Source organism: Thalassoglobus sp. JC818, assembly GCF_040717535.1.
GTDB lineage: Bacteria > Planctomycetota > Planctomycetia > Planctomycetales > Planctomycetaceae > Thalassoglobus.
The window spans coordinates 138436-161048 of sequence record NZ_JBFEFI010000004.1 but is presented as its reverse complement, the minus strand read 5'-3'; the positions used below and the strand labels follow the sequence as shown (position 1 = coordinate 161048).

Sequence of the window (22613 nt, the reverse complement as noted above, 5' to 3'; positions counted from 1 at the left end):
CAGCTATTCGGTCTTCCATTCACTACGAGCAGGGACCGGGTTTCGCGAAATCGAATTCAATTCACTCCCTCAGAATCACAGATCAGCTTATTGAAGGCTTGAAGCAATCGATCCATAATAAGGAGAAGGTTCAGGGTGTCTTGAGCCAGCTTCGCTGAAATTCGCCAGAGACTATTCCATGAGAACCGTTTGCGCTCTCCTGACAATCTGTTTCCTGAGTGGCTGTGAACAAGCCTCTAATTCTGATTCCCCTGCGGATTCACCCGAAGCCGTTGAGCAGCAACCTGTCGAAAACAAGCCACAAGGTTTTTCGAAACTCGAATGGAAAATTGTCGACAAGCACAAAGCTCTGGAAGAGAACCCGAATCTTGTGGAGGTTTCCAACGAAACCAACGCCGGGGATTACCTCACTGCGGTTACACAATCGCATTTCTCAGCGACATCTCGATTGAACAAAGCGACGATGGAGTACAACGCGAAGCTTTCTTCGTTCGCGAATTCGATCGAAAGTTCCGAAGACCCCAAACCGTTGACGTTCGAGGAATTCGATGAACAGGTTCGGTTGAATCCGAACAACATGAAGGGGCTCTATCCCTGGCAGGTCTACGCATACGACGAGACCAACGGCACGGTCACGATTCTTGAAGATCGCGAAGAGAAGAAACGCCTTCACGAAGAGAACGGAGTTCCGTATTCAGAAGACGAATAGCCTTCGTTGTTGCGTTTTGCTTTTGTGATTAACCGGCTTGCTTGCCTTAATCGAGTTTCTCTCCGCAGTTTCAACGTCGCGTCGACCGTTGCGGTGCGAGTGCGGAATGAGTGGACCTGTTTCAAACTGGATGAAAACGGAATTCATGCGAGACCTTGTGCGACAGGAAGTCGTTGCGAATGCACGTACCGTCGTGGTGAAAGTCGGGACCAATGTCCTTTCCCGAGATGATGATCGGTTGGACGTTGACCGTGTCCGCGCGCTGGCTCGTCAGATTCATTTGATTCGATCAACCGGGCGGCGAGTGCTCGTCGTTTCGAGTGGAGCGGTCGGCGCCGGAATCGGACTTCTCGGGCTTCCTGGTCGACCGACCGATCTTCCACACTTGCAGGCGGCCGCTGCTGCAGGGCAGGCGAGTTTGATTCGAGCCTATGACGAAGCTCTTCAGGAATTCGGTTATCACGCAGCCCAGATGCTTCTGACCGCGAACGACTTTCGGAATCGTGATCGCTATCTGAACGTCCGCAATACTCTCAACACGCTCTTCGAGTACGGAGTCGTGCCGATCGTCAACGAGAATGACACGGTCAGTGTTCGGGAGATTAAGTTTGGGGACAATGACCGACTCGCAGCGATGGTCAGCAACCTGCTCGAGTCACCTCTTCTCGTGATCTTGTCGGTAGTGGACGGGTTGTACGACGGCGACCCACGTGATCCCGAAAGCAAGCGGATTCCGAAGATCAGTTCGGTCGACGACAAGATTCTATCGCTGGCGAAAGAGATCAAGAGTTCGCGCGGGACCGGAGGGATGCAGTCGAAGCTCGATTCGGTTCGCGTCGCAACTTCGGTCGGCGAATGCGTGATCATCGCGAACGGCCGGAACGAAAATGTTCTGGAAGAGATACTTAATGGCGAAGATGTTGGAACTCTGTTCACTGCACAGGGTCCGCTCATCCCAGCCTGGAAGCGGTGGATTGGATTCACTGTCACTCCGCATGGAACACTCGAACTCGATCCCGGGGCTGTGAATGCTGTTCGGCATCGCGGGAAGTCATTACTTCCAATTGGAGTCACGAAAGTTTCCGGTAGCTTCAATCGGGGCGAGCTTGTGTCGTTGACTGACGAAGCGGGGCATGAGTTCGCGCGGGGGCTGACGAATTACAACTCGGAACTGGTTGGTCGAATTGCTCGTCGTAGAACTGAAGAACTTGAGGCGGTCCTCGGATCGGTCCCGTATGTCGAGGTGATTCATCGGGACAACCTGTGTGTCATTCGATGAGTGAACTCCGGGAATGATTCGTGAGTGCTTGCGAGTCATTGAGTGAGACTCGGTCGCCGAAGAGATCGCAGTTTCGAAAACGCTCTCGAATATTTGTGTGTTGTGTCTTTGAGGCGATTCAGGATTGATGCCACTTGGTCTGAGACACATGTTTGAAATGGATGATACGGATGGATTTTCTTGATTTAGCTGGCAAGTCGGTTTTGGTGATGGGAGCTGCGAATCGAAAGAGCGTCGCGTTCCATGTGGGAAAACTCTTGTCCGACTTCGGTGCTGACGTTCTTTATTCTGTTCGCAGCGAACAGCGACGTGAAAGCCTTCGCAAGCTCGTGGGCGACGCTCCGATTTATGTTTGTGATGTCGAACATCAGGAGGAGATTGATCGGCTCGCGGAATCTGTGGCGAAAGATCGGTCGCAGATTCAGGGGATCGTTCACTCTATTGCTTTTGCGGACTACTCCGCCGGATGGCTGCCGTTTCACGAGACACCTCGGAGTGCTTTTCTGCAAGCTGTCGATATTTCATGCTTCTCGCTGATCGCAACATGCAATGCGTTTCGAGAAATCCTCGATCCGGCAACTGGGAGCGTGGTGACGATTTCGATCTCGACGACTCGGATGGCTGCGGAAAACTACGGATACATGGCGCCGGTGAAAGCTGCTCTCGATTCGTCGATCTGTTTTCTCGCCAAGTCGTTCTCTGGCTTCTCGAAGGTTCGATTCAATGCGGTTTGTCCGGGGCTGTTGAAAACATCTGCTTCGGCGGGCATTCCCGGGTATGTCGATTCCTATCTATTTGCCGAGCAGGCGACGCTGCGAAAACAAGCTGTTCAGACCGCTGAAGTGGCCAATTCCGTCGCGTTCCTGTTGAGTCCCAGATCGTCAGGAATCAACTGTCAGGGGTTGGTGATCGATGCGGGAATGGAAACGAACTATTTCGACGAGCAAATCGTCAAAACTGCAGTCGACAAAGGTGTGTAGCGATCCGGGGAGATTTCTTCGAAACCGATGGTGAAAGATCGGCTTTCGCTGCGGTTTCCTCGGTGTTGAGATCAAAGATCGCGTGAGCTTGCAACCAAAGTCTGCTCACAATAAGGTCGGTTGGATTCCCGAAAAATCACGAAGGCTTCTCCCAGAGTCGCTCTTCGAGTGCATCAAAACATCGGCATCTTCTTCTCGTGAAGCTGTTGAATCCGCCGAATGACATGGTTGGAGTTATCCCTCAAATCGGAATGGTTGAATGAGTGCAGCAATGACTGAAAAAAAGACAGAAATTCATGTGGGGCACAGCCCGGACCCGGACGATGCCTTCATGTTTCACGCACTCGCCAACGACAAGATCGAGACCGGAGACTATCTCTTCACTCACGAACTGCAGGACATTGAAACGCTCAATCGCCGAGCCTTCGCTGCCGAACTGGAACTGACGGCAGTCAGTTTGCACGGCTATGCTTACCTGACAGATACATATGCTTTGTGTGCCTGCGGAGCCAGCATGGGGGACAACTATGGGCCAATGGTGGTGACCCGTGGCGAGTCGAGCATCTCTGATCTAAAGGGCAAGAAGATTGCTGTTCCAGGGACTCTAACGACCGCTTTCCTGGCGTTGAATCTCTGCCTCGGAGGCAAGCCGCAGACATCAACGAAAGAGTCGCACACGACAGGTGACTGCGGGACGTTCACCTACGAGGTTTACCCCTTCGATGAAATCTTGAACGTCGTCGAGCGGGGTGAAGCAGACGCAGGGCTCATCATCCACGAAGGTCAACTGACGTACGGCGATCAGGGGTTGAGCCTCGTCGTCGATCTCGGCGAATGGTGGATGGAGAAAACTGGACTTCCGCTTCCGCTCGGAGCCAATGCGATCCGAAAAGATCTCGGCGAGACGAAGATGAACGAAGTCACGAAGCTGCTCAAAGAGAGCATTCAATACGGGCTCGATTATCGAGAAGAGGCACTCGAGCACGCTCTGCAATACGGTCGAGATCTTGACCATGCGAAAGCCGACAAGTTCGTTGGGATGTACGTCAACGACTGGACAATCGATTTCGGTGAACGTGGTCGAGAAGCGGTGGCCCGGTTGCTTCAAGAGGGATACGAAGCGGGGATTATTCCGAATCCCGTCAAGCTGGAGTTCATTTCCGGCGAGTAGTTTTCAATGACGTTTCTCAGCATTCAACCGAGTTGCGTTCGATAACGCAACTCGGTTGTTTCGTTGATACAGATGCGAGATTGAGAGAAAACGTCTTGATGATCGTACGGGATGAGCAACTTGCTCTAGCGGTAAAACCGATTCGCTTGAAGCACACTCGCTGGTGCCTGCGAATTTTGAGGGCTCGCTTGCGCTGTTCTGGTCGGGTTGTAGATCGATGTCACATCGGAACTGGGGGCTGCTGTTCGTTGATGAACCGGTGCCCAGTCCTGAGGGGACGTCGCGGAGTCGAGGTAAGGGTTCGGAACGCTCAACGGAGAGCGATTTTCATACTGATAGTAACCAGAGCCTGTTGACGAAACATCTCCGGTTGGAGCGGTCATCGTTCCGTTGCTTGGAACTGTTGGGTACGACGAAGAAGGCACGGGAGTAATGACGGGGCTCATTGTCGGTGCAGACATGATGGGCGCTGGTGTGTACGGAACTGTGGCTCCATACGGAGCGACCGGTGTGTAAGGCACGACGGGATAGGGGGCGCCGTATGCGGAATAGGGGTCGCAATATGCGGGAGGACCCCACGGGCCACAAGGAGCGATTGCTCGCAACGGGCACAGTAGTGGACAAGGTCGACATCCCAGGCCGATGCCTCTCAGCGGGCAATGCTTGAGTTTCGGTCGGCATGCAACTGGGGCGGGACCACAATACGGTGCGGGGCTCATGAATGGCATGGGGGCGACCGAGAATTGCGGCATCATGACGGGACCAGCGGGAGCCATCATCTGTGACTGCTGGCACTCATTGCAGCCGCCGACTGGTGCAGGAAATGGTTGCGCCCTGACAGAACTCGTTGCAAAAAAGAGGAGCGTGAGGCAAGGAGCAAAAGTTCTCCAACACATGGATTCAATTCCCAATGACGAGGCACGGACAATGTTTCGGCTCGTCGCGCGTTCGACTCTCGAACGAGCATCCAGACTGACATGAGAGTTTGAAGGCCAAAGTGCCGTTAACCGATCATGCAAGTACACAGGCTGAGCCGTCTGCTTTGAAGATCGGCAGAATTCGCAAATACAGTCGAATTCCGATCCCAATTCAGGCTCACGGCAGCCCAGATGCTGAGGAATTTATCGATTGGGGTCAGTGTGAGGCTGGCCGATCAGATTTGACCACGCTGTTCTCAAGCGTTCCGATTCCAGCCACGGAAATGGAAATCTGATCCCCATCTTCCAGCGTGAAATTGTCGTCAGGCACGATTCCCGTTCCGGTGAGGAGAAACGCCCCGTTGGGAAAATCGTCTTCTCGTCCAAGCCAGTTAGCGAGTTCGTCGAGTTTGCGATGAAGCTGACCCAGGTCAGTATCGCCTTCGAAGACCTTTTCTCCCCCTCGGCTGATGATCAATTCAACGGTTGTTGATTTCAAATCCAGTTCGCCATCCACCAATCGAATCACAGGACCGATCGAGCAACATTGTCGATAGACTTTGGCTTGCGGGAGGTAGAGGGGGTTTTCCCCTTCGATGTCTCGGGCGGACATGTCGTTGCCGATGGTGTAACCGACGATCTTCAACTGAGGATTGAGAACGAGGGTGAACTCTGGTTCGGGGACTGACCAGTTGCTGTCGTAGCGAACTCGAACAGCTTCACCGGGAGAAACGATTCGGTTGGGAGTTGCTTTAAAGAACAATTCCGGACGATCGGCATCGTAAACGAGATCGTAGTGGCTGGCTCCGGTTTCTGATTCTTCCATTCGAGCGATCTGGCTTCGCTTGTAGGTCACACCTGCTGCCCATGTTTCCTGATTGTCGACGGGAGCCAGAAAGCGAACGCCGTCGAGCGAAATTTCTTCTGCGGATTCTGCGAGAGACTCAGCCAACTGCGCCGGATTTGGGCTGTTGAGGATATCAGCGAGTGTCGACACTTTGTGCGATTGATTCAGTTGCAGGAGTTTCGCGCCGGAATCGGTGACGATGGCGACATGAGTTTGACCGTCTGGAGTTTGAATCTTTCCGAGTTTCATCAATGCGGCTTTCGTTGTTCTTGCAAGGCGTTCAAAGTGCGTTGAAAATCATCCGGAAACGGTGCTTCGAATTCCATGATGGCATCGGTCACCGGGTGGCGAATCTTCAGGCGGAAGGCATGCAGGGCCTGACGGGAAATCAGGGCTGTTTCATCTTCCGAGGTGTCTAAACTGTTCACTTCCGAAGGCATGAGTGACTCGCGACCGGAATAGAGTCGATCAGCGATAATCGGAGCTTTCAGGTGCTGAAGGTGAACTCTCAACTGATGGGTTCGTCCAGTTTTCGGGAGCAGTTGAACGTAGACGAATCGATCGAACCGTTCCAGCACGTTGTACCGCGTCACCGCTTCGCGAGTGTTGTTTCCCGGAGGGCAGACAACCATTTTCTCGCGTGCTTTGGGATGCGTTTTCACGTGAGTCGTGACGATATCGGCATCACGATCAAGCTTTCCGTAAGCCAACGCTCGGTACTCTTTTTCGACGGTGCGTTGCTCAAATTGACGGGTCAGCTGGTGATGGACCTGATTGTTTTTGGCGATGATGATGACGCCCGTCGTGTCGCGGTCGAGGCGATGAACGATTCCCGGTCGAAGTTGCCCGGCGACGTCGCTGAGTTGATCAAAGTGATGCTGGACAGCAGCGGCGAGAGTCCCGGTGAAGTTGGACTTCCCGGGATGCGTGATCAGGTCCGCCTGCTTGTTGATGACCGCGATGAATTCGTCTTCGAAAATCACATCCAGAGGAATGTCTTCCGGAGTGATTGTGGAGTCCGGTTCTTCCGGCAGTCGGACAGAAACTCGATCGTTGACCCGTAGCCGACGTGATGCTTTCACCGGAAGTCCGTTCACCAAAACGGTTTCCGCTGCAATCGCTTTTTGGAATTGACCCCGGCTGTGATTCGGAAAAATCCGGGTCAGGTAATGATCGAGCCGCCATCCATGCGCACGCCCCTCAACGGTGAGCATCTGCGGTGTTGTGGAAGCATCATCGGTCATGGACTGTGTCTCAAAGATCGTTAGCGTCGCAAGAACGACTTCAAAACACGATCACGCGGAGTTATTCAGATTCAGGGGTCGTTTCTTCTGAGTCGGCGTTTGCATCCGTAGTCTCGGAAGATTCTGGAGTTGAGTCAGCCTCTTCGGACGGACTCTCAGGAGCGGAAGTTGATTCGGAAGATTCCGCGTCGCTGGTTGCTTCAGGTTTGGTCGCTTCCGGAGCTGGTGATTCGGTTTCCGAAGACTCTGTGCCTGAAGGAAACTCAGGAGCTGCTTCAGGGTTTGCAGTTTCCTGTTGAGCCTCATCCGCAGGCATTTCTTCGGGAACAGTGTTGGTGTTTTCGGGACCAACACCTAGTGGTTGAACAGGTTCTCCGGCATCGTCACTGTCGGGAATCAACAAGTCCAATTCTTCAGCACCTGGGATTGTTCCCTGGCCTGTGAGATCGCTGGGGAGGCGACGGTCATCAGGTTTCGGATCCTGATTTCGGAACCACGCGTAGAACTCTGAGGCCGACTTTTTCTTGAGGTCTTTGATGCGCTGAGTCGCCCACGCAACGTGTTGTGATTCCGGATACGTGTCGATCAGACGCTGATATTGCTCGATTGCCTGATTCAGGTCATCTCCGGAAAGAACTTCGAGAGCTGTGGCGAGGCCGTAAATGGCGTCTGCTTTGGCTTCGTCAGTGGCGTGAGGATGATCGAGAAGCTGAGAAAATGCGTCTTTTGCTTGTGAGAGGCTTTTGTCGCTGCTTTCACGATTGGTCAGAGCGGTGTTCAGGCCTTCTCGCAAATGTCCACGGCCGCTTTCCAGCAAAGCCCATGCACCGACTTGTGTGTTGGAAAACGACGAGGCGACTTTCTCGTATTCAGCAGGAGTTGTTGCTTTCGAGAACTGTTCCCACGCTGCTCCCTGACTCGCGTCTGACGATCGCATCCAGTAAATCGAGATCGCAGCCACGACAGCGAGTGCAATCGCCCCAATCAGGATTTGATTGGAATACGGCTCAATTTTCTTGCCAGCAGACTTCAGCCACTTTTCGAGCTCAGTTGTTTCCGCTTCGTGGTGGAAATGGAATTCCGGCTCTTGAGGAGGATTCTCGGAAGTGACTGTGGCAGTTGTCTGTTTTTCTTCGCTCATGACGGTCCGTCGATCAGGCGTGTCAGAAATTCTTCCGTGAAAGAATTTGTCGTTGTCAGAATCGCATTCATTTGAGATCAGTGAGTCGTTTGACTCAAACTGCTAGTATAAAGACGTTTGGGAAAATCGGTCAAGCTGCGGTCCTCTTTCTCATTCAACGAGCAGAGAATTTGTGTCGGACGTCCCGAATTCCGCCCGTCAGATCGGTGCGAATATCTCACTTTGGTAGACGAATTGCACCCAACGAGTGACAATGAAGGCAGTCAGTTTCGTAGTGAGTGTCAGATGAGGAAAGTCGGCCCAATCTGCATGAATCGTCGCATTTTTGCGAGATTCGTCCAACGGAGGGCGGACTCAGCCAACAGAAGTCGTTGTTTAGTTCGTAAACATTCCGGGGGAAATCAGGGAGTGGGAATAGCAGCCAAGTCGAAGCGAAGATGAGCCAGGAGGGACTGCGTTTCGGTTCATGAAGCTGAAGAGGTCCGATTCAGTATGTTTGAAGTTGCTTCTCCACGAGTTTGGAAACTCCACACTGAGAGCACTTTCGCAATGATTTGGGCATCGTCCGGGGATGTCGGGAGAATTCGACCATGATTGAGAGAGCTTTCACTGCGAGCGGGTCGGCAATCCGGAGAAGCATCAGAACATTGTCCAGCGGGTTGCTATTCGTTCTGTCAATTTCGTCGTTCGCAATTGGTCAGCAGAGGCAAGAACCAGCCCGGCTCATTTTTCTGAGTCCCACGCGACCGGTGGTCATTGAAGCGGAATTTCTGACGGGGCGATTCAGCATCGATGAATTGCGGCGTCAGTACGCCACAGAGGTTTTCAAGCAACTCGATACCGATCAAGACGGTTTTCTCACTGACGCTGAAGCTCAGCAAATTCCTGTCTCTGGCAGACTGCGAAAAGGAGCGCCTCGCCTCGAAGAGAAATGGAATCAGGTCGACATCGCTCCGGAAGACGGACGAGTTTCGCAGGAAGAATTCAGTGAGTTTCTGCAGTCGGCATTGGGACCTCCGCTTTCAATTGAAAGGAAAGCAAACCTCGCCCAATCGGTGAGGCTGTACGACGACCTCGATTTGAATTCGGATGGGAGAATCGACGGCGACGAAGTGACGCAGGGTCTGGAAATCTTGAAAGCATTGGATTTCGATGACGACGAAACCTTGAGCGTCGCAGAATTGCAGCCGTTTCCGCTCTCCGTCATTCAGGCTCAACAAGAATCGTCGACCAATAACTCCCCAATCGCTCTCCGTTTCATTCGAGATACGGAAGAAGTTGAAGCGACAGTCAGCGCCTTGCCGGAGTTCTATGGACTCAGCGAAGTCGTTCCTCGAACCATGTTTCCTGCGCTCTCTGACCGCGAGTTCGAACGGTTCGATTTCAACAGCGATGGGAATTGGGATGCCGTTGAGATTCGCAAATTCCTGCAAGTTGCACCTGCCGACTACGCGATGAAGGTCTCGCTCTCTCCTCCTCGTGTTGAGGTCTTCAAGGGGGAGTCTGATGGCACAACACGACCTGTGATTGATGCAGGAGGAGTGCAGGTCAAGTGGCAGGCACGAAGCAATGTCCATCAACGTTTTGACGCTACGCGGCTGTATCTCGTGCGGTTCATCATGTCGGACAATGACAAAAACGGCTATCTGTCCGAAGCTGAGTTCTTCGGGCTGCAAGCGAATGTTCCGTTCGAAGAGGTCGACCTTGATGGCAACGAACAGGTGACGCGTGACGAAATCAAGTTCTTCTTTTCAATGGACGGATTGGCTGAGCAGGGGCGGCTTGTCCTGACGCTCTTTGAGTCGACACAGAATCTATTTGATATACTCGATGTCAACGCTGACCGTCGTTTAAACACGCGAGAGTTCGTTGAAGGCAAGGAACGCCTTCTGGCGTTCGACATGAATCAGGATGGAGCACTCCTCAAAGACGAGTTTCGAACTGAGTTTGATGTGACCTTCAGTCAGCCAGAAATTCTGGAACGCAATCCCGTTAACAATCAGATGGAGCAGTCACGTCAGGGGCGAATGGTGAATGATTCGTCGGGACCAGTCTGGTTTCGACGGATGGATGACAACCTCGACGGAGAAATTTCCTGGCGTGAATTTTTGGGGGGCCGAGAGAAGTTTGACGAACTTGACGAAAACGGCGATAACTTCCTGGAACTTTCCGAAGCAGAAGCTGCGGAGTCATTTCAACAGCAATGAAATCGACAAAGAAAGAGACACACCGATGTCCGAAGACTCACTCGTCCCTATTTTTACAACCACCAATATCGCACAAGCGGAAGTGATTCGCGCAGCACTGGAGGGAGAAGGGATTCGGTGTGAAATCGAGAATGAGCATCAGGGCGGTTTCACCGGAGTCACGGCTGTTCGCCTGTTCGTTCTACAAAAAGACTCAGAACGCGCCGTTCAGTTTATCGATGTTCATTCTGACGGAGACGAAACGATTGATCCTGCCTGATTCTTCAAGGAGCAGGGCACGTTAAGGCATTCAGGCGGAGACAATTCCAGTCGGTTTGATTGTCGATCTTTTGAGGGATCGAACATTGACCTCGACTGGGCTTCGCCGGTCCGGCGCCAGGACACTTACAGTTACGCTGATTGATTAGAGTTGATGGCCGAACAATTATGGACCGGAAGAAAACTCCGCGCGAATTCTATTCTGAGTACACCGAAAAACCTTTCACTCAATGCATCGACTGCGGGCAAGAGTTCTGCGAATCGCATGATCTGTTCACCGTTTTGAAGAGTGTTGTCGGCGGAGAAACTGTCTTCGAGATGGCGATCTGCATCTTCTGTGCACTGCAGATGCGGAGTCGCTATTCCGAGGAGACAACTCAGAATATGCGAGACTTCTTCGAAAAGCAGAGTGTCAATCGGGAAGACGCAGCATCGGACGTTGACGATTCTCAGGCTGCGGATGACACACTCTCTGAAGGTGAGCAGTCCGCTGATCCCATGTATGGAATTGAGCAGTGCACATTCTGCAGCAAACCGCGAAGCGATTGCCATCGGTACGAAATTGTCGGGCTGTTCATCGACGAAGATCTTATCGTTGACCTCTCGACCGATGGACTGGCAGGGGGCTCACCGATGATGCTTTGCGATGAATGCAATGCGAAAATGTCCGAGATGGTCTCCAAGAAGACTCGCGATGAGTGGGACAGATTCGTCGAAGAACACTTCGATGGCCCTCCAGGAGTCGAAGTCGATGGGCCGACCGTTGAGCCAATCTTCTTTTAAACTTCTGGAAAGTTGCTTGCGCATCGCGTAGACACTCATCTTTTCGACTCGTCATAATTCACAGGCAAACTTTTGATTGTAAGCACCTGAGAATTTCTCGAGCTGATGAGACAATGATGCGATTTTGTGCCTGCGTGCTGACGGCGTTGCTCCTGTTCGTTTTGACGAGCAACTGCGAATCTCAAGTCACGAATCGGAAGTACAATCAGGTCGATTCATTTCGGCAGCTTGATGAAGTTCTGCCAACTCCTACAGAGACCCGCCTCGGATCGGGAGCACCTGGACCGGAGTACTGGCAACAGCGAGCGAATTACATCATCGACGTTCAGCTGGATGATGAGAAGAAAACCATCACCGGTGCCGAAGAGGTCACCTACTACAACTATTCGCCGCATCCACTCTCTTACTTATGGATGCAGCTCGACGCGAACATCTTCTCTCCGGATTCCGATGCCTCGCTTTCAGCGACCGCTCCAGCACTGAATCGACTCTCAACAGAAGCTCTTCAACGCATCCGCGCCAGAGAAACGTTCGATGGCACAATGACGATCACGGAACTTGTGGATGCTCAGGGACAGGAACTCGATCATCACATCGTGAAAACGATGATGCGCATCGATCTTCCTCAACCTCTCGCTCCAAAGGAGTCAGTGACGTTTGTGGTTCGCTGGAACTACGAGATGAACAACAGCGACCTCATCGGAGGTCGCACCGGATACGAGTTTTTTGAGAAGGATCAAAACAACATCTACGAAGTTGCTCACTGGTATCCACGTCTCGTCGCTTACACGGATTACACCGGCTGGCAGCACAAGCAGTTTTTGGGGCGCGGAGAATTCACACTCGAACTCGGCGACTTCCTCATCAGGATTACCGTGCCTGATGACCACGTCGTGGCAGCTTCGGGCGTGCTTCAGAACTCGGCGGATGTGCTCACTGAGAAACAGCGAGAACGTTTGGAAAAAGCCAAGACAGCGAAGTCGCCGGTCTTCATCGTCACTCCTGATGAAGCCAAGGAGAACGAGAAGTCCAAGCCTGAAGGGCAGAAGACCTGGATCTTTAAAGCAGACAACGTCCGCGATGTTGCTTTCGCCTCGTCCCGGAAGTTTATCTGGGACGCCATGCATCACAGCGTGGACGGGCATTCCGTGATGGCGATGTCGTATTACCCCAACGAAGCTGAACCGTTGTGGAGCAAGTACTCTACGCAGTCAATCATTCACACTCTTGATGTCTATTCCCGGTACACCTTTTCCTATCCCTATCCGGTGGCGATCTCCGTCAACGGTCCGGTGTACGGGATGGAATATCCGATGATCTGCTTCAACGGTCCTCGTCCTGAAGAAGACGGAACGTATTCAGAGCGAACGAAGTATGGTTTGATCTCGGTCATCATTCACGAAGTCGGGCACAATTACTTCCCAATGATCGTCAACAGCGATGAACGACAATGGACTTGGATGGACGAAGGCATCAACACCTTTCTGCAGTATCTCACAGAACAGGAATGGGAGGATGACTACCCGTCACGTCGTGGGGTTCCTGAGTTAATCGTGCCATATATGCGAAGTCATAACCAGGTGCCGATTATGACGAACTCAGAGTCGATTCTTGAGTTCGGAAGCAATGCCTACGCAAAGCCAGCGACGGCACTCACGATTCTTCGCGAAACAGTCCTCGGACGTGAACTCTTCGACTTCGCGTTCAAAGAATACGCCCAACGTTGGAAGTTCAAGCGACCGACCCCTTCGGATTTCTTCCGAACAATGGAAGACGCTTCCGGGGTAGATCTCGACTGGTTTTGGCGAGGTTGGTTCTACACGACTGACCATACTGATATCGCCATCACCGACGTTCACCTCTTTACGCTCGAATCACCCGATCCTGACGTCACAAAACCGTTGAAGCAGAAAGAACGGGACGAAAAACCGGAATCCATTTCAGATCAGCGAAACAAAGACCTCCCCAAGCGGGCTGATCGATATCCGATACTCAAGGACTTCTATAACGACTTTGATGATCTGGACATTACCGAAGCGGACCGCAAAGCTTATCAACGATTTCTAAACTCGCTCGATGACGATGAGCGTGAACTTCTCGAAGAACGCCGGAACTTTTACGTGTTCGACTTCGAGAATCTCGGAGGGCTTGTCATGCCGATTCTACTGAAGATTGAGTTCGAAGACGAATCGTCTCAGGAGTTACGGATTCCGGCTGAAATCTGGCGGCGGAACAATCAACGCGTCTCGAAGATGTTCATCACCGACAAAACGATTGAGTCGATCACAATCGACCCACAATTGGAAACTGCTGACACCGATACGGACAACAACTACTGGCCGCGACGCATCAGGAAGTCTCGGTTCCAACTCTTCAAAGAGAGCAAGAGTAAGAATCCGATGCAGAAAGCTGCAGATGCCGAAAAGGACGACGACGACAAAGAGGAGGAAGAGGAATGATCAGCCGCTTCTGGATTTGGGGAGTCGTTGTTTCGTGCGGGCTGGGCTTGGTGAATCAGGCTGATGCGCATCCGTTTCATTCCAGCCACGCCGAGATGGAATGGAATGATCAGTCAGCCTGTTTCGAGGTTTCGGTTCGAGTCGCGTCCGTTGATCTGGAGAAAGTTCTACGCAAGCGGACGGATCGACTTTTTCGAATGGAAGAACCCGCCGCAGTGGAGACAATCTTTGATTACGTGAGAGAAAACTTCGAAGTCACGTCCGGCGAAAAGAAGCTTGAGTTTCAACCTGTTGGAATTGAGAACGAAGTTCGTCACACATGGATTTTTTTCGAACTAAAGCCAGCTGCAGGACGGCATCATCTGCGTGTTGAAAACAAGATCCTGATCGAGATGCATGATCAGGTGAATTCAGTGACGATCTCACAACCCGGCAAAAAGCAGACGTTCAATTTCACAGCTGAAACTGATCAGAAAAGACTGCTTTGGGACGCCGAAGCCAAACAGTATCGCTGGGAAACAGAAGCTTCCGAAAGCGAATGACCAACTCGCGATTCACTCTGACGTTTTCAGACGCTCGCTGAGTCGGGCTTTGAAGTCAGCGATGATGCCTTCCGGGTCATCTTCGAATGCTTGCTTGCAACCGGTGCAGCAGACGAAATACGTCTCTCCGTTGTGTGTCACCGCAGTCTGGGCTGTTCCGCCGGTGACAACACACTCACGCATTCCTCCTCCTGGAAGGGCGAGACGCGTTCCGGCCCGAGTGTTGCCGACTTCGGCGATTCGGAAGAAGCTCGTTCCGCCCGAAGAAGTCTTCTCATGGAGCACGAGCAGACGTTTTTCGTTCAGTGGAGTGATTGTGATTCGATAACGTACGCCATCGTCGTCTGCATTTGAGCTGACGACCAGTTTTCCGTTCTCCCAGTCTCCCTGATAAGTTCGCTCAGTTCCGTCGGGCTGCTGAAGTTGAAGCGAGAACTTCTCAGTTGGCGACCAGGTGATTGAAGCAGAAGTTGTCAGCTTTCCGTCTCTGACAATGTATCGAATGGCCGGGGAGTCGCTGCTGAAATCCCACTCGAACTGTCCAGATTGCCGCCACGCTCCGGCGTTTGATCCGCGTCGGACTTGCCCTGTTCCTCGCCATTCGCCAATGACTTCGTTCAGCGATTCGAGTGCTTTCTTGGAAGCATTCTGCGAGGAGACAGTCTGCTCAACCGCTGCACAGATCGAAATCCCAAGTCCAAACGAGAAGAGTGTGAGAAATGTTTTCTGAGACAGTTTCATAGCTTCATTCCTCGATGACTTCACAAATTCTTCGGGGCAGAGTTCTTTTCAACACTTCACAGAACGATTTAGGCCGCCAATTCTGGTGCAAAGTCGGATTTCCCGATGTGAAAACAGACCAGTGCACAATTTCAATAACCATGATACGTCTTTGAGGTCCATTCAGTTGGCAACGACTCCACTATTTGCGTTGGGATGATGAACTCGTGCTTACTGACCAATGTAACGCGTATAGATCGCTCGGGCTTCTACCAGGTCTTCGGTTCCACTGATGATCGCTCGTCCGTTTTGGAAGATCGTCAATTCATGGTCAGAACTACTGGGCTTGAAAATCAAGAGGAAAGAGTTGTTCCGCACCGATCCTTGACTGGCGAGTCGCTTCTCAAGTTCGGAGAACGCGAGCCTCATTTCTGTCGACGGTGTGAACTGAACTGCATTGCGTCCGCACAATACTGTTGAGTGTGAGCCGCGGTCTCCTCGAAGCCAGACGCGATCGTTTCCGGAACAGCAGGGGCAAGTTTTCGCTTGATTCAATTGGCTCGTGTCGAGTTTGCGAAGAGACCCATCCCAGACGTCGACGATCGTTAAGGAACGCGAAATCTGGTCGGCCTGTCCGGTCAGATATTTGATCGCGTCAACAACCTGCAGCGACGCAACCACTTGAATGGCCGATGCCAGCACTCCTGCGGTGTCGCAGGTTTCAGACGATCCGGGATCGGGAATCTCGGGCATCAAACATCGCAAACAGGCTGTTTCACCGGGCAGAATGGTCATGATTTGTCCATGGCTTCCGACGCATCCAGCGTGAATCCATGGGATCGATGACTCAATCGACGCATCATTGATCAGAAATCGAATCTCGAAATTGTCCGTCCCGTCGAGGATGAGGTCTGCATCCTTGACTAATTCGAGAACGTTCCCGCAATGAACGTCAGCGACGATCGCTTCGATTTCAATTTCGCTGTTGATCTGTTTGAGTTTGCTCTGCGCAGCAACAGCTTTCGGGAGTCGTTGCTGAACATCTTGTTCGTCGTAGAGGACCTGCCGTTGAAGGTTGGACAGGTCGACGAAATCACGATCGACAATTCTCAGATACCCCACGCCAGCACGCACCAGTGTTTGGGCAATCACCGAACCAAGAGCCCCGCAACCGATGACAGTGACGCGACTCTTTAGCAGCCGTTTTTGGCCTTCCTCTCCGACTCCGTGGAATAAAATCTGTTTTTGATAGCGATCCATTATTTGTGCTGTTTCATTGAATCTGGAGTCGAGGGTGATCGGTCGACAAGTCGAACTGAATTGTTCGTGATACTTCGGAGATCAGTAAAGCCACAGACTTGTCGAATCATTCCATTCACGTGCCGGTTGGGGATGATTCTGCCTGAGCCAGAACAAGCTTCGGTCCGAGGGGCGTTGTGACCAGACTCCCAGATAGTCTCCGAGAAATGCAGGTCGCGCGGTGATTGCTTCGCCGATTTCCCAGGCACTCAAAACCTTAGACCATGCTGCGACTCGCGAGGCTCGAGAAATATGGATGGGGTCCATTCCATACCAGCCTGCAACTGGAGCAATGGAGAGTGCTTGGACTTGGTTGGCAGCTGTTAGCACATGCTCATCAACCTGGGTGATATCTGCCAGCATTTTCGCCCAGCGTGGAGTCGGTCCGGGAAAGAAGGTGTTCTTCGCGACGTAGTATTGCCACTCACTCAGCAGGTTCAGCCGCTCCAGTGGCGGGCGAAGGAAAACGGTTTTGGCACCGTGATCCTGAAGTCGACGCAGGCACTCGCCGACGGATTCGATGATCGAGGACGGCTCTGCTCCGTACATCAGATCGCAGCCCAGATCGGTCACGAGAGCGTACGTGTTTTTGGCTGGAGGAAGTTGATTCAAGTCGTCCCAAAGTTCACACGATTGAATCCCGGGAAGACCGCGAATGATCACGTAGCTCCAGTTCAAATATGATCGTCCATGCCCATGTGCAGCGAGAATTTCAATGCGTTGATCGGGCAGTGCGGATCTCAAAGAACGCGTGAGCAGCGGCAGGCCGAGCGTTAGATTGCTGGCGCCGAGGAGGACGAAACGATGGTCTGGCGGAACCTTTGCGGAGAGTTGGCTCGCGGAAATCATAGCATCGACCTCACCTCTCTTCTGTCACTGCGTCCAATAGTTTCGGTCAAGAGTTCGGTAGTTAATGGCTTCGGTCAAGTGGTGTGCATCAATGAGGCTGGAAGAATCGAGATCGGCGATGGTGCGTCCCACGCGCAGGATTTTGTCGTGAGCTCTCGCGGAGAGTCCCATTTCTTCCATCGCCATTTTCAAGAGTTCTTCAGCAGCCGGGGCGAGTTTGCAGTGCTTGCGAAGTTCGCGCGGCGACATCGTTCCGTTCAACATGGCTTCACTGCCTTGGAAGCGGCGTCGTTGAATCTCTCTAGCGTGTTCGACTGCCTCTTTCATTTCCTGACTGTCGGTTCCGGATTGGCTGTCCGACAATTCACGAAACGGAACGGGAGGAACTTCGATGTGAATATCGATCCGGTCCAGCAACGGACCACTGATTCGTGAGAGATACCGTTCAATTTGAATCGGGGTGCAGTTGCATTGACGTTTTGGATCGCCTCGGTATCCGCAAGGGCAAGGATTCATCGCTGCCACGAGCATTAAGTTTGCCGGGAAAGTCATACTTCCGATGGCACGCGAAATTGTGACGCGGTTCTCTTCGAGCGGTTGCCGCATCACTTCGAGTGTGTTTCGATTGAATTCCGGAAGCTCATCGAGAAAGAGAACTCCATGGTGTGCCAGGCTGATTTCTCCGGGAGTTGGAGTGCTTCCTCCCCCGACAAGACCTGCCTGACTGATGGTATGGTGCGGAGATCGAAACGGCCGTTGAAGAAGTAGCGCCTGACCGTCGTCGAGCCGTCCGACAGCACTGTAAATGCGGGTCGTTTCAAGACTCTCTTCCGGGGAAAGTGACGGCATCACCGTTGCCAGTCTTCGAGCAAGTAAAGTCTTTCCGGTACCGGGCGAGCCGATCATCAACAGGTGATGACGTCCTGCACAGGCGACCGTGACCGCACGTTTGGCGAGTTCCTGACCTTTCACATCGGAGTAGTCCACGGGATATTGACCGAACTCATCGACGGCATGATCCCACGAAAACTGCATTGGATCGATCTGCAGCTGGCCCGTCAAAAATCCGACAGCCTCCGCGAGGGAACTGACCGGGATGATCTCAACACCTTCGACAACCGCTGCTTCCTGAGAGTTTTCGACCGGGACAATCAATCCCCGTTTGCCACTTTCTCTCGCTTGCAACGCCATCGAAAGAGTTCCGCGAATCTTTCGAACAGAACCGTCGAGCGCGAGTTCTCCGACGACGCAGTAATCTTCCAGTTGTTCAGACTGAAGTTGAGCACTCGCAGCGAGCATGCCCAATGCGATCGGAAGGTCGAACGACGAAGCTTCCTTCGGAAAGTCGGCAGGGGACAAGTTGATCACAACTCGGTCGACCGGTCGGGAGTACCCGCTGTTGGCGAGAGCTCTCTCGATTCGATGTGTGCTCTCCTTGACCGCTGCTTCGGCCAGACCGACTAGAATTGTTTTGGGAAGCGAAGCGGGTGAGATATCGACTTCAACTTCGACGGCTCGCGCATCGATTCCAAAAATCGAATAGGTCAACAACTTCGCGAGCATGATCGAATTCGTTTTCTGTCACGTCAGTGAGAACAGGCGGATGGGACCTTCGAAACGAAATTTTAGTGAACAGAATAACACTGGCCGCGAGATGTCGCAACGTTGACCAGCCACTCCCTCTCTGCGTTGTCCCGTCTGTTCCGTTCGAGCCTGATTCTCCAAGGGCCACTAGTCCGGAAGGATGGCGTTGTGGTAAACGTCTTGAACATCGCCGCAGTCTTCCAGCAACTCCATCAGTTTTTCAAACCCGGAAACATCGTCTCCCTCGAGAGTCACGTTCGATTGAGCGACGAACGTAATCTCGAGAACCTCAGGTTCAATCTCAGGAAATGACTGCCGAAAGGCTTGAGAGAGATTGTTGAATTCCGAAGCGGGCGCGAAGAGAGTAACTCGGCCGTTTTCACACTCGACATCTTCAACATCGACTCCCGCTTCCAGCATCGCTTCGAGGACTTCGTCATCGTTCTCACCTGGAAAGGACAGCACGGCCAGATGATCGAAGAAGCAGACGACAGAACCAGAAGCTCCCAGCTTGGAGTTGGCTCGTGTGAAACAGTTACGGACGTCGGTGATGGTCCGGTTGGGATTGTCTGTCAGGCAGTCGACGATAATCGAAGAACCGCCCGGCCCATATCCTTCATATCGCGAGGGAGTGTAGTCTTCGCCGCCGACGCCTTTGGCTTTTTCAATCGCCTTGTCAATGACGTGCGCCGGGACCTGTTCTCGCTTGGCCTTTTCGATGAGGTTTTTCAGAGACGGGTTCCCTTCTGGATCAGGCACCCCGTTTTTGGCACACACGTACAGCTGTTTTCCGTACTTTGAGTACAACTTCGATTTTTGCGCTGCGGTCTTGGCGATCGAGTGCTTCCGGTTTTCGAAACTTCGTCCCATGATTGATTTCAGTTTGCTGTGAGAATTGCGTAGCCAAATTGGATGATTGCGGCCGACACGATAGTGAATTCTAACCGGCCAAGCGAGAATTCTCTCAATCAGTGAACAATCGATCAATAGAAGTGCAATTCAGATTTCTACTCCGGCGGAAAAGATTCTGTCAGTCAGTGATTCATCAACAATTGTTTGAGTTCCTGCTCTACTTCAGAGATTTGTGAGAACCATCGCATGAAGGCATTCTCTTTGAGAGTCCGCAGGTGCAATCGTTCAATCCTTTCCCGTCGAGAATTTTGTCGATGGACTTCTGCACACGAGAGACTCGCGTTTTTGACTGTTTGGGGGCAGTGAAAAACATCGCATAAGCTCGGCGTCGGCCCGGAGTCAGGCTTTCAAAGGCTTGTTTCAGCTCTGGAGTCTTGGCGAAAATCTCCTGCGCTTCATCAGGGAGTTGAACGTCTTCCGCTTGTGTGAAGTCGTACTTCACACCGGCCTCTTCGAGTGCAATCGCTTCACAGATGTAACTTGTCAGGATCGATGCGACTTCGGCGATCTCGTCAACGTTTGTAAATCGAATTACTCGGGCTGCGCGGGTGTTTTCTCCCGGTTTGGCGAGGATCTTGTGGACATCCTGAAGCATCGCTCCTTTGAAGAAACTGAGAACACAGGAGTCCTTGAGTGAGCAGATGGAAACAACGTTGGCGTCATTCCGACAATAGACGGGAATTTTCCATTTCCATTCTTCAGAGAGTTCGCATTGAAGAATGAGTTGTCGAAGTTCCTTTAACTCGTCTGCCCAGCTTGTGTCGTGTTGAATGTATTCATCGACTTGCGGATTGGTCGGCGTCATCTTCTGTCCTTTGGAGTACCTTCGCTCAGCTCACATCGTATCTTGAAGATCGTTCTCGAAACGAGCAACTGAAGTCGAGCCAGCAATTCAACACTCAATTCAACACTCAATTCAACACTCAATTAGAAAGGGAATTGAGCAGCGAAGAACTGTCTCCAGGACAGCCTCACGGTGAAGTCCGTTTCTGCTGACAAAATGCCAGTCCGGGTTTCGACCGTGAGAAGGCTGTCATGGATCAATGTCGGCACGCTGAACTGTCATCTGCTGGACTTACAAACACCGCATGAACGCGACGAGTTGTTCCTGTTCTTCTGCATTGAGCTTCAATTGAAGGACAACATTGAAGAATGCGACAGTGTCTTCCAGAGTCATCAATCGACCGTCATGCAGATACGGCGGAGAGTCCTTAATGCCACGGAGCGTAAAAGTCTTGATTGGTCCAGCTGCGACATCGTAGTGATCGCGTATGTTTTTCGGCTCGTAGAACTTGGACACCTGCAGGTCGTGCATTTGATTGTCGAGGTAGAACGGAGCAGGGTGGCATTCTGCACAGCGAGCTTTACCGAAGAATAGCTCCTGTCCTTTCAACTCTTGCTCAGTTGCTCTTTCGGGGTCGAGTTTTCCATAAGCGTCAAGCTTGGGAGCAGGGGGGAAGTCGAACATGTTTTGCATCTGAGCCATCATCGAAACCTGCTCAGATCGTTTCGGAAGGAAGAGCCCTTTCTTGGCAGCTGTGACGTGGTCTCCATCGAAATAGGCTGTACGCTGTTCAAACTCTGTGAAGTCTTCGATGGAACGCAGTGATCGCTTGGAACCGTGAATTTTCTGATTGAACAATCCGCGAAGACTGACCGTATCCAGCCGAAACCGATTCTCTTGAGGTCGTGTGTCAGGATTGAGATGGAAGGCAGCGTTCGTGTGTCCGTTCACATGGCAGTCGAGGCACGTCACACCAAGCGAAGCTTCCGCGACTTTGCGATCGGATGTTGCATTAAATTGCTGTTGAGGTTGCGGCGTCAGGAGCAATCGCATCCCTTCAAGCTGCACGGGAGTCACCTTGCCATTGAGCAGCTCAAAGTAGTTTTTAATCGTCAGAACCTGTCCCTGACTGACATCTCCCAGGTCAGGACGATTCGACAAAAAGATCGGTGGAGGAAATTCGGGAGTGAGATGTTCGGGCAAATCAAATTCGACATCGAAACGTGAAAGGTCTCGGCTTTCTGCTTTCTTGATCGCTTCGATCTGCTTTTCGGGGAATACCTGGCCTCCTGCTGAGTGTTTTGTATGTGGAAGAGGTCGGAACCCGTGCGGAAAGAGATCTTTCTCGCGGATCTCCTGAGGTGTCATTTCCGAAAGCTGCTCCCACGAGACGTTCTCAGGAAGGTTGACGCGAATCCCTTGTTGGACAGCTTTCCTTTCGCCGGACATCATCACTTCGGATGGCTGGTCGCTGAGGTCATAGCGGGATTCGAGCAGATCCTTCTGCCCCTGCATCACTTCAGACTTTGCAGCCGTGTCTTTCTCGCGAACTTCTCCAAAACTTTCGCTTGGAACCACTGGCATGAATGATGTCTTGAGCTTTTGAGGATCTTCGCCGCGACTGATCGAAGTCACCGACAAGAGAAATCCCAGAGCGGTTATTGAGACGGTGGCAGGCTGAACGAGTCGAATCATTCTTTGCTCCCGGTTTGATGTCTGTTTTCGTTTTGAGAAGGTTGGATTCACGTGTCTGTCGTTTCTCAAGAGTCAGCGAGATCTCAAATGCCCGAATGAATGCTGATCGATCAGTTTGGCGAGAAGCTGTAACTCGTGGACTTCCAACTCGATCATTCGCAAAACCCTGAAAGATCGAGACGTGACTCCGACGAAACTCTGAAGCAAGTGTCATGCCGCCAAACAACGATGAT

General features: G+C 52.1%; 20 protein-coding genes. 9 read left to right on the top strand and 11 right to left on the bottom strand.

Translation table 11 applies throughout. The features are described from left to right. Positions 1-178 precede the first annotated feature (178 nt). The 4 genes from AB1L42_RS11710 (at position 179) to AB1L42_RS11695 (ending at position 4139) form a co-directional block, all read left to right on the top strand. Positions 179-709: a hypothetical protein gene (locus AB1L42_RS11710; protein WP_367055188.1), complete on the top strand. Its 531-nt coding sequence runs from the start codon at positions 179-181 to the stop codon at positions 707-709. A gap of 106 nt (positions 710-815) precedes the next feature. Next, positions 816-1988, top strand: a complete 1173-nt coding sequence (gene proB, locus AB1L42_RS11705; RefSeq protein WP_367055185.1) for a glutamate 5-kinase — start codon at positions 816-818, stop codon at positions 1986-1988. A 170-nt stretch (positions 1989-2158) separates the two neighbouring features. Beyond that, entirely contained in the window at positions 2159-2968 is an 810-nt protein-coding gene (locus tag AB1L42_RS11700; protein WP_367055182.1) for an SDR family oxidoreductase, read from the top strand. A 271-nt stretch (positions 2969-3239) separates the two neighbouring features. Then, a complete protein-coding gene (locus AB1L42_RS11695; RefSeq protein ID WP_367055179.1) occupies positions 3240-4139 on the top strand; it encodes an MqnA/MqnD/SBP family protein in 900 nt (299 codons plus the stop codon). Positions 4140-4264: 125 nt separating this feature from the next. Here the strand turns inward: AB1L42_RS11695 and AB1L42_RS11690 are convergent, their stop codons facing one another. From AB1L42_RS11690 to AB1L42_RS11675, 4 genes are all read right to left on the bottom strand, one after another. Further along, on the bottom strand, positions 4265-4918 hold the full coding sequence (locus AB1L42_RS11690) for a hypothetical protein (protein WP_367055176.1): 654 nt from the start codon (positions 4916-4918) through the stop codon (positions 4265-4267). Positions 4919-5273: 355 nt separating this feature from the next. Then, a complete protein-coding gene (locus AB1L42_RS11685) occupies positions 5274-6152 on the bottom strand; it encodes a fumarylacetoacetate hydrolase family protein (protein ID WP_367055173.1) in 879 nt (292 codons plus the stop codon). Beyond that, a complete protein-coding gene (locus tag AB1L42_RS11680; protein WP_367055170.1) occupies positions 6152-7147 on the bottom strand; it encodes an RluA family pseudouridine synthase in 996 nt (331 codons plus the stop codon). The genes AB1L42_RS11685 and AB1L42_RS11680 overlap by 1 nt, the downstream gene beginning before the upstream one ends. A 61-nt stretch (positions 7148-7208) precedes the next feature. Continuing rightward, entirely contained in the window at positions 7209-8288 is a 1080-nt protein-coding gene (locus AB1L42_RS11675; RefSeq protein ID WP_367055167.1) for a hypothetical protein, read from the bottom strand. Positions 8289-8878: 590 nt separating this feature from the next. On the opposite strand from AB1L42_RS11675, the gene AB1L42_RS11670 reads away from it, so the two are divergent. From AB1L42_RS11670 to AB1L42_RS11650, 5 genes are all read left to right on the top strand, one after another. After that, positions 8879-10495: a hypothetical protein gene (locus AB1L42_RS11670; protein ID WP_367055164.1), complete on the top strand. Its 1617-nt coding sequence runs from the start codon at positions 8879-8881 to the stop codon at positions 10493-10495. Positions 10496-10520: 25 nt separating this feature from the next. Next, complete coding sequence (locus AB1L42_RS11665) at positions 10521-10754, top strand: DUF2007 domain-containing protein (protein WP_367055161.1); 234 nt, start codon at positions 10521-10523, stop codon at positions 10752-10754. A gap of 167 nt (positions 10755-10921) precedes the next feature. Continuing rightward, entirely contained in the window at positions 10922-11536 is a 615-nt protein-coding gene (locus tag AB1L42_RS11660) for a hypothetical protein (protein ID WP_367055158.1), read from the top strand. 113 nt (positions 11537-11649) lie between these two features. Next, positions 11650-13995, top strand: coding sequence for a M1 family metallopeptidase (locus AB1L42_RS11655; protein WP_367055155.1), 2346 nt, complete (start codon positions 11650-11652; stop codon positions 13993-13995). Continuing rightward, positions 13992-14537, top strand: a complete 546-nt coding sequence (locus AB1L42_RS11650; RefSeq protein WP_367055152.1) for a DUF6702 family protein — start codon at positions 13992-13994, stop codon at positions 14535-14537. Before AB1L42_RS11655 ends, AB1L42_RS11650 begins: the two co-directional genes overlap by 4 nt. Positions 14538-14549: 12 nt before the next feature. Here AB1L42_RS11650 and AB1L42_RS11645 read toward each other — a convergent pair whose 3' ends face one another. The 7 genes from AB1L42_RS11645 to AB1L42_RS11615 form a co-directional block, all read right to left on the bottom strand. Beyond that, the gene (locus tag AB1L42_RS11645) at positions 14550-15278 is read right to left on the bottom strand and encodes a hypothetical protein (RefSeq protein WP_367055149.1); all 729 of its coding nucleotides are present in this window, start codon (positions 15276-15278) and stop codon (positions 14550-14552) included. 210 nt (positions 15279-15488) lie between these two features. Beyond that, complete coding sequence (locus AB1L42_RS11640) at positions 15489-16517, bottom strand: ThiF family adenylyltransferase (RefSeq protein ID WP_367055146.1); 1029 nt, start codon at positions 16515-16517, stop codon at positions 15489-15491. An 81-nt stretch (positions 16518-16598) separates the two neighbouring features. Continuing rightward, a complete protein-coding gene (locus AB1L42_RS11635) occupies positions 16599-17405 on the bottom strand; it encodes a hypothetical protein (protein WP_367055143.1) in 807 nt (268 codons plus the stop codon). 24 nt (positions 17406-17429) lie between these two features. After that, positions 17430-18968 carry a YifB family Mg chelatase-like AAA ATPase gene (locus tag AB1L42_RS11630; protein WP_367055140.1) on the bottom strand — a complete coding sequence of 513 codons (1539 nt, stop codon included), beginning with the start codon at positions 18966-18968 and terminating at the stop codon, positions 17430-17432. A gap of 168 nt (positions 18969-19136) precedes the next feature. Continuing rightward, positions 19137-19859, bottom strand: coding sequence for a YebC/PmpR family DNA-binding transcriptional regulator (locus AB1L42_RS11625; protein ID WP_367055137.1), 723 nt, complete (start codon positions 19857-19859; stop codon positions 19137-19139). Positions 19860-20058: 199 nt separating this feature from the next. Then, positions 20059-20706, bottom strand: coding sequence for a DUF1801 domain-containing protein (locus AB1L42_RS11620; protein WP_367055134.1), 648 nt, complete (start codon positions 20704-20706; stop codon positions 20059-20061). A gap of 270 nt (positions 20707-20976) precedes the next feature. Then, positions 20977-22380, bottom strand: coding sequence for a cytochrome B6 (locus tag AB1L42_RS11615; protein WP_367055131.1), 1404 nt, complete (start codon positions 22378-22380; stop codon positions 20977-20979). Positions 22381-22613: the final 233 nt, after the last annotated feature.

Coding starts and splice junctions, on each gene's coding strand:
- AB1L42_RS11685 (WP_367055173.1), bottom strand. CDS start 6,152: ATGAAACTCGGAAAGATTCAAACTCCAGACGGTCAAACTCATGTCGCC.
- AB1L42_RS11630 (WP_367055140.1), bottom strand. CDS start 18,968: ATGCTCGCGAAGTTGTTGACCTATTCGATTTTTGGAATCGATGCGCGA.
- AB1L42_RS11645 (WP_367055149.1), bottom strand. CDS start 15,278: ATGAAACTGTCTCAGAAAACATTTCTCACACTCTTCTCGTTTGGACTT.
- AB1L42_RS11635 (WP_367055143.1), bottom strand. CDS start 17,405: ATGATTTCCGCGAGCCAACTCTCCGCAAAGGTTCCGCCAGACCATCGT.
- AB1L42_RS11680 (WP_367055170.1), bottom strand. CDS start 7,147: ATGACCGATGATGCTTCCACAACACCGCAGATGCTCACCGTTGAGGGG.
- AB1L42_RS11640 (WP_367055146.1), bottom strand. CDS start 16,517: ATGGATCGCTATCAAAAACAGATTTTATTCCACGGAGTCGGAGAGGAA.
- AB1L42_RS11695 (WP_367055179.1), top strand. CDS start 3,240: ATGACTGAAAAAAAGACAGAAATTCATGTGGGGCACAGCCCGGACCCG.
- AB1L42_RS11625 (WP_367055137.1), bottom strand. CDS start 19,859: ATGGGACGAAGTTTCGAAAACCGGAAGCACTCGATCGCCAAGACCGCA.
- AB1L42_RS11660 (WP_367055158.1), top strand. CDS start 10,922: ATGGACCGGAAGAAAACTCCGCGCGAATTCTATTCTGAGTACACCGAA.
- AB1L42_RS11710 (WP_367055188.1), top strand. CDS start 179: ATGAGAACCGTTTGCGCTCTCCTGACAATCTGTTTCCTGAGTGGCTGT.
- AB1L42_RS11650 (WP_367055152.1), top strand. CDS start 13,992: ATGATCAGCCGCTTCTGGATTTGGGGAGTCGTTGTTTCGTGCGGGCTG.
- AB1L42_RS11655 (WP_367055155.1), top strand. CDS start 11,650: ATGATGCGATTTTGTGCCTGCGTGCTGACGGCGTTGCTCCTGTTCGTT.
- AB1L42_RS11615 (WP_367055131.1), bottom strand. CDS start 22,380: ATGATTCGACTCGTTCAGCCTGCCACCGTCTCAATAACCGCTCTGGGA.
- AB1L42_RS11665 (WP_367055161.1), top strand. CDS start 10,521: ATGTCCGAAGACTCACTCGTCCCTATTTTTACAACCACCAATATCGCA.
- AB1L42_RS11675 (WP_367055167.1), bottom strand. CDS start 8,288: ATGAGCGAAGAAAAACAGACAACTGCCACAGTCACTTCCGAGAATCCT.
- AB1L42_RS11670 (WP_367055164.1), top strand. CDS start 8,879: ATGATTGAGAGAGCTTTCACTGCGAGCGGGTCGGCAATCCGGAGAAGC.
- AB1L42_RS11700 (WP_367055182.1), top strand. CDS start 2,159: ATGGATTTTCTTGATTTAGCTGGCAAGTCGGTTTTGGTGATGGGAGCT.
- AB1L42_RS11620 (WP_367055134.1), bottom strand. CDS start 20,706: ATGACGCCGACCAATCCGCAAGTCGATGAATACATTCAACACGACACA.
- AB1L42_RS11690 (WP_367055176.1), bottom strand. CDS start 4,918: ATGATGGCTCCCGCTGGTCCCGTCATGATGCCGCAATTCTCGGTCGCC.
- proB (WP_367055185.1), top strand. CDS start 816: ATGAGTGGACCTGTTTCAAACTGGATGAAAACGGAATTCATGCGAGAC.